Origin of the sequence: Streptomyces katrae, assembly GCF_000966975.1 — a bacterium.
Classification (GTDB): domain Bacteria; phylum Actinomycetota; class Actinomycetes; order Streptomycetales; family Streptomycetaceae; genus Streptomyces; species Streptomyces katrae.
This window is the reverse complement of sequence record NZ_JZWV01000849.1, coordinates 1-4,957: the sequence shown is the minus strand read 5'-3', so window position 1 is coordinate 4,957 and position 4,957 is coordinate 1. Positions and strand designations below refer to the sequence as shown.

Here is a 4,957-nt window from a genome sequence, read left to right as displayed (position 1 = left end):
GGACGCCCGCCCATCACCCGTGTGAACAACGCTGCGGGTCAATACACCTAGGAGGCGAGGCGTTCGGCGAGGAAGGCCTCCCAGGTCCGCTCGCCCAGCACCGCGCCGTCGAGGGAGAGGTTCTCCCCGGCGCGGTAGGCCCGGCCGGCCTTCCCGGGCATCCGGACGGGCATCATCAGGCGCCGCTTGCCGCGGGCCCGCAGGTAGTCGCGGCTCAGGTCGCCGAGGGTGCGGACGTCGGGCCCGGCGAGGTCGGGGACGAGGCCGGCGGGCTTGCCGAGCGCCAGCTCCACGAGCCGGGCCGCGACCTCGCGGGAGTCGACGGGCTGCCAGCGCACCCCGCCGGGGACCGGGACCACGGGCAGCTTGGCGAGCTTCTCGGCGACGGTCAGGGCCAGTTCGTGGAACTGGGCGGCGCGCAGGGTGGTCCAGGGCAGCCCGGACCCGGAGACGGCCCGTTCCGCTTCGAGCTTGGTCCTGAACCAGCCGAGGGGGACGGTGTCGGCGCCGATGACGGAGATCAGGACCAGGTGGCGCACTCCGGCGGCCTTCGCGGCGCGCACGAGATTGCGGGCGGCGACGTCGTCGCCCTTGGGGCCGCCGGCCAGGTGCAGCACCGTCTCCACCCCTTCGAGGGCGGCGTCGAGCCCCTCGTCCCGGAGCAGGTCGCCGCGTACGTGGGTGACTCCGCCGGCGGCCGGGCGGGGGTTGCGGCTGAGGACCCGTACGGGGGCGCCGGCCTCCCGCAGGAGGGGTACGACGAGGCTGCCGAGGGTTCCGGTGCCGCCGGTGACCAGGAGGGGGCGGGGGGATCCGGTGGTGTCCGACATCTGGCTCATCTCCGATCGATGGAACGGGAGTTGACGTCCCGGCATTGAACCCGTTCGATTTCACGGGGGCGTGCGGTCTACTGCCTTGACCCGCAGTGAGGAAGGAATGTGACAGGTGGACGAAAACTCGTCGTTGAGGAATCCGACGGACATGGCCGGCCTGACGGCGCGTTTCGAAGAGCACCGCAGTCATCTGAGGGCGGTGTCCTACCGGATGCTGGGCTCGCTCAGCGAGGCCGACGACGCCCTCCAGGAGACGTGGCTGCGGCTGGAGCGCACCGACGTGAGCGAGGTCGAGAACCTCGGCGGGTGGCTGACGACCGTGATCTCGCGGATCTGCCTGAACATGCTGCGCTCGCGCGAGCAGCGGCGTGAGGATCCGATGGAGCGGCTGGAGACGCGGATCCCGGACCCGCTGATCGGCTCCGAGCGCCGGATCGACCCGGAGCAGGAGGTGATGCTGGCCGACTCGGTGGGGCTGGCGCTGATGGTGGTGATGGAGTCGCTGGAGCGGCTGGCGTTCGTCCTGCACGACATGTTCGCGGTGCCGTTCGAGGAGATCGCCCCGCTCGTCGAGAAGACCTCGGCGGCGACCCGGCAGCTGGCCAGTCGTGCCCGCCGCAAGGTGCAGGGCCAGGCTCCGGCTCCGGACAAGGACCTGGCGCGCCAGCGGGAGGCGGTGGACGCGTTCTTCGCGGCGGCGCGGGACGGGCGGTTCGAGGCGCTGCTGTCGGTGCTCGACCCGGACGTGGTGCTGCGTTCGGACGGCGGGGCCGGCGGTGCGCTGACCGTGGTGCTCACGGGTGCGCGGACGGTGGCGGGCCAGGCGGTCACGTACAGCTCGCTCGTGCCGTTCGTCCGCCCGGCGCTGATCAACGGCGCCGCGGGGGTCGTGGTGGTCCGCAAGGACCGGGCCGTGTCGGTGATGGCCTTCACGGTGGTGGAGGGGCGGATCGTCGCGATCGACGTCCTGTCGGACCCGGAGCGCCTGGGGGCGCTGGACCTGACGTCCCTGGAGGACTGAGCCCGCTGTCCTGCCGGGGCCTGGGCCGTCACCGGCCCCGGCCCCGGTCTCAGACCAGGGCCAGGACGGCGGCGGCGGGGGCGGCGTAGATCAGCGGGAAGGCGACGTGCGCGTACGAGCGGGCCCGCAGGACGGTGATCACGGCGCCGGTGAAGTAGAGGACCAGGCCGATCGCGGCGGCGGTCCCGATGGCGGGGACCGCGAAGCCGACGAGGAGACCGAGGGCTCCGGCGACCTTGGCGGTGGCGAGGAAGGTCCACATCCCCTTCGGGACGCCGTACTCGACGAGCGGCTCGGTGACGAACTTGGCGCCGCGGAAGATCGAGAGGCCGGAGAACCCGGCCATGAAGGCGGCGACGAGGGTGACGACGGTGGCGGTGGTGGACATCGGGGCTCCTTCGGGGACTGTCTCTGTCTTTGTTTCTGTCTCTCGTCGTCGCTCTCTCGCGTCCGACACCCCTCTGACCCGGCGGCGCGCACGGATGTGACAGCCCTGCGGAAATCTTTTCCGGCGGGTCCGGGCGGATACTCCTGCAAGCAAGCGCTTGCAATAGTTAGCAGGGTGCGGCAGGATCGGAGCATGGCATCGCTCAACGTCGGGAACCTCGGCGAATACCTCCGCGAGCAGCGGCGGCAGGCCCAGCTGTCGCTGCGGCAGCTGGCCGACGCGGCGGGGGTTTCGAACCCGTACCTGAGCCAGATCGAGCGCGGGCTGCGCAAGCCGAGCGCGGACATCCTCCAGCAGCTGGCCAAGGCGCTGCGGATCTCCGCCGAGACCCTTTACGTGCAGGCCGGGATCCTCGACGAGCGGGACCGGGACGAGGTGGAGACGCGCGCCGTCATCCTCTCGGACCCGTCGATCAACGAGCGGCAGAAGCAAGTGCTGCTCCAGATCTACGACGCGTTCCGCAAGGAGAAGGCGGCGGACGAACCGGCCGCCGACGGCGCGGTGCCACCCACGAACTGACCGGATCCGGGAGGACCCGCACATGGCCATCGCCGATGACCTGAAGAAGACCCTCACCGACCCCACCCCCCTCTACTTCGCCGCCGGCACCGCCGACCTGGCGCTCCAGCAGGCCAAGAAGGTGCCCGGCCTGATCGAGCAGCTGCGCGCCGAGGCCCCGGCCCGCTTCGAGGCCGTCCTCGACACCGACACCAAGGTCGTGCAGGAGAAGGCCAAGGTGGCCCAGGAGGCCGTCACGGCCCGGGTCGTCGAGGTCTTCGGGGCGATCGACCCGAAGAAGCTGGGCGAGACCGCCCAGGACCTGGCGCTGCGCGGGGTCGGCGTGGCCGCCGAGTACGCCGTACGGGCCAAGGAGACCTACGACAGGGTCGCCGAGCACGGCGAACAGGCCGTACGTGCCTGGCGCGGCGAGGTCGCCGACGAGATCGTGGACATCGCCGAGGTCGTGGAGCCGGAGCCCGCGCCGGCCCAGGAGGCTCCGGCCGAGGCCTCCACCGGTGAGGCCGGCGAGGAGAAGCCGGCCGCGAAGAAGCCCGCCGCGCGCCGCAACGGCACCCGGAAGCCGGTCTCCGAGGCGGCCGGGGAGAGCTGACCGGTCCGCGGGCGAACCGGGCACCCGCGGGGTGTCCGGTTCGTTCTCGTTTCGGATGGCGGTCCGGGCGGTAGCGTGGAGTCAGAAATGCCGGATGCGAGAAGGCGGTCGAGACGATGCTGATGCAGGGGTTCGATAACGGGGTCCTCCCGTTGCTCGGCTATGCCATGCTGGCGCTCGCCGTCGTGGCCTTCGTCCTCGCGCTCCTGGCGCGTGAGGACGCCTACCGCGCGGCGGACAAGCAGACCAAGACCTTCTGGCTGGTCATCCTGGGCGTGACCGTCCTGGTGGACTTCTTCCTCGGGATGCTGTTCCTGCAGATCGCGGGTCTGGTGGCGTCCATCGTGTTCTTCGTCGACGTCCGCCCCGCCCTCAAGCAGGTCTCCGGCGGCGGCAACCGCCGCCGCGGCGGCAGCAGCAGCGACGGCCCGTACGGCCCCTACAACGGCGGCCGCTAGACGGCCTGGCTCCTGGAGAGCAGGACGAGGGCGACGTCGTCGGTGAGCTCGCCGCCGTTGAGGCGCCGGGCCTCGGTGACGGATGCCTCCAGCAGGCCCTCGCCGCTGAGGCCGTCCTGCAGGTGCCGGTTGATCATGTCGACCATGCCGTCCTGGCCGAGGCGCTCGCGGCCCTCGCCGATCCGGCCCTCGATGAGGCCGTCCGTGTAGAGCATCAGGCTCCAGGTGCCGCCCAGGTCCACCTGGCGGCGGGGCCAGCGGGCCCGGGGGAGCAGTCCGAGCGCCGGGCCGCTGTTCTCGTACGGCAGCAGCCGCGCGGCGCGGCCCGGGCGGGAGACCAGTGGTGCCGGATGGCCGGCCAGGCACAGGCCCGCGCTGCGGCCGTCGGGGGAGATGTCGACCGTGCACAGGGTCGCGAAGATCTCCTCGCAGGGCCGCTCCACCTCCAGGACCTCCTGGAGGGTGGCGAGCAGGTCGTCCCCGCACAGCCCGGCCAGGGTCAGCGCGCGCCAGGCGATGCGCAGCTCGACGCCGAGGGCGGCCTCGTCGGGGCCGTGGCCGCAGACGTCGCCGATCATCGCGTGGACGGTGCCGTCGGGGGTGCGGACGGCGTCGTAGAAGTCGCCGCCGAGGAGGGCCCGGCTGCGGCCGGGGCGGTAGCGGGCGGCGAAGCGGAGGCCGGAGCCCTCCAGGAGGGGGGTGGGGAGCAGGCCGCGCTCCAGGCGGGCGTTCTCCTGGGCCCGAAGTTTCGATTCTGCAAGCTTGTACTGGGCGATGTCGGCCCGCTTTCTCTCCACGGCGTAGCGGATGGCGCGGCTGAGGAGCCGGCCGTCGAGCTCGTCGCGGAAGAGGAAGTCCTGGGCGCCGACCCGGACGGCCTCGGCGGCGCGGTCCGCGTCGGCCTCGGCGGTGAGCACGAGTACGGCGTGGCGGGGTGCGATGCGCAGGACCTCGCGCAGGGCGCCGAAACCGTCCTCGCCGGGGCCGGGCAGCGCCAGGTCGAGCAGCACGCAGTGCACGTCGGGGGTGAGCAGCCGGGTGGCCTCGGTGAGGTTGCGGGCGGTGCGGAGCCGGATGCGCTGGCCG

At 72.3% G+C, this 4,957-nt stretch carries 7 protein-coding genes; 4 read left to right on the top strand and 3 right to left on the bottom strand.

All coding sequences use genetic code 11. From position 1 onward, the window contains the following. Window positions 1–47 precede the first annotated feature (47 nt). Window positions 48–830 carry an SDR family oxidoreductase gene (locus VR44_RS27920; protein ID WP_045950384.1) on the bottom strand — a complete coding sequence of 261 codons (783 nt, stop codon included), beginning with the start codon at window positions 828–830 and terminating at the stop codon, window positions 48–50. A gap of 151 nt (window positions 831–981) precedes the next feature. On the opposite strand from VR44_RS27920, the gene VR44_RS27915 reads away from it, so the two are divergent. Further along, window positions 982–1,854, top strand: a complete 873-nt coding sequence (locus VR44_RS27915; RefSeq protein ID WP_045950383.1) for a sigma-70 family RNA polymerase sigma factor — start codon at window positions 982–984, stop codon at window positions 1,852–1,854. 49 nt (window positions 1,855–1,903) lie between these two features. Here the strand turns inward: VR44_RS27915 and VR44_RS27910 are convergent, their stop codons facing one another. Further along, the gene (locus tag VR44_RS27910) at window positions 1,904–2,242 is read right to left on the bottom strand and encodes a DoxX family protein (protein ID WP_045950382.1); all 339 of its coding nucleotides are present in this window, start codon (window positions 2,240–2,242) and stop codon (window positions 1,904–1,906) included. A gap of 192 nt (window positions 2,243–2,434) precedes the next feature. On the opposite strand from VR44_RS27910, the gene VR44_RS27905 reads away from it, so the two are divergent. The 3 genes from VR44_RS27905 (at window position 2,435) to VR44_RS27895 (ending at window position 3,871) form a co-directional block, all read left to right on the top strand. Continuing rightward, complete coding sequence (locus tag VR44_RS27905; RefSeq protein WP_045950381.1) at window positions 2,435–2,821, top strand: helix-turn-helix domain-containing protein; 387 nt, start codon at window positions 2,435–2,437, stop codon at window positions 2,819–2,821. Between the two features lie 22 nt (window positions 2,822–2,843). After that, window positions 2,844–3,413, top strand: a complete 570-nt coding sequence (locus VR44_RS27900) for a hypothetical protein (RefSeq protein WP_045950380.1) — start codon at window positions 2,844–2,846, stop codon at window positions 3,411–3,413. A 116-nt stretch (window positions 3,414–3,529) separates the two neighbouring features. Next, a complete protein-coding gene (locus VR44_RS27895; protein ID WP_042809690.1) occupies window positions 3,530–3,871 on the top strand; it encodes a DUF2516 family protein in 342 nt (113 codons plus the stop codon). Here VR44_RS27895 and VR44_RS27890 read toward each other — a convergent pair. Continuing rightward, window positions 3,868–4,957 (bottom strand): PP2C family protein-serine/threonine phosphatase (locus VR44_RS27890; protein WP_045950379.1); only part of this gene is annotated, 1,090 nt, incomplete at its 5' end. The two genes, VR44_RS27895 and VR44_RS27890, sit on opposite strands and share 4 nt — an antisense overlap.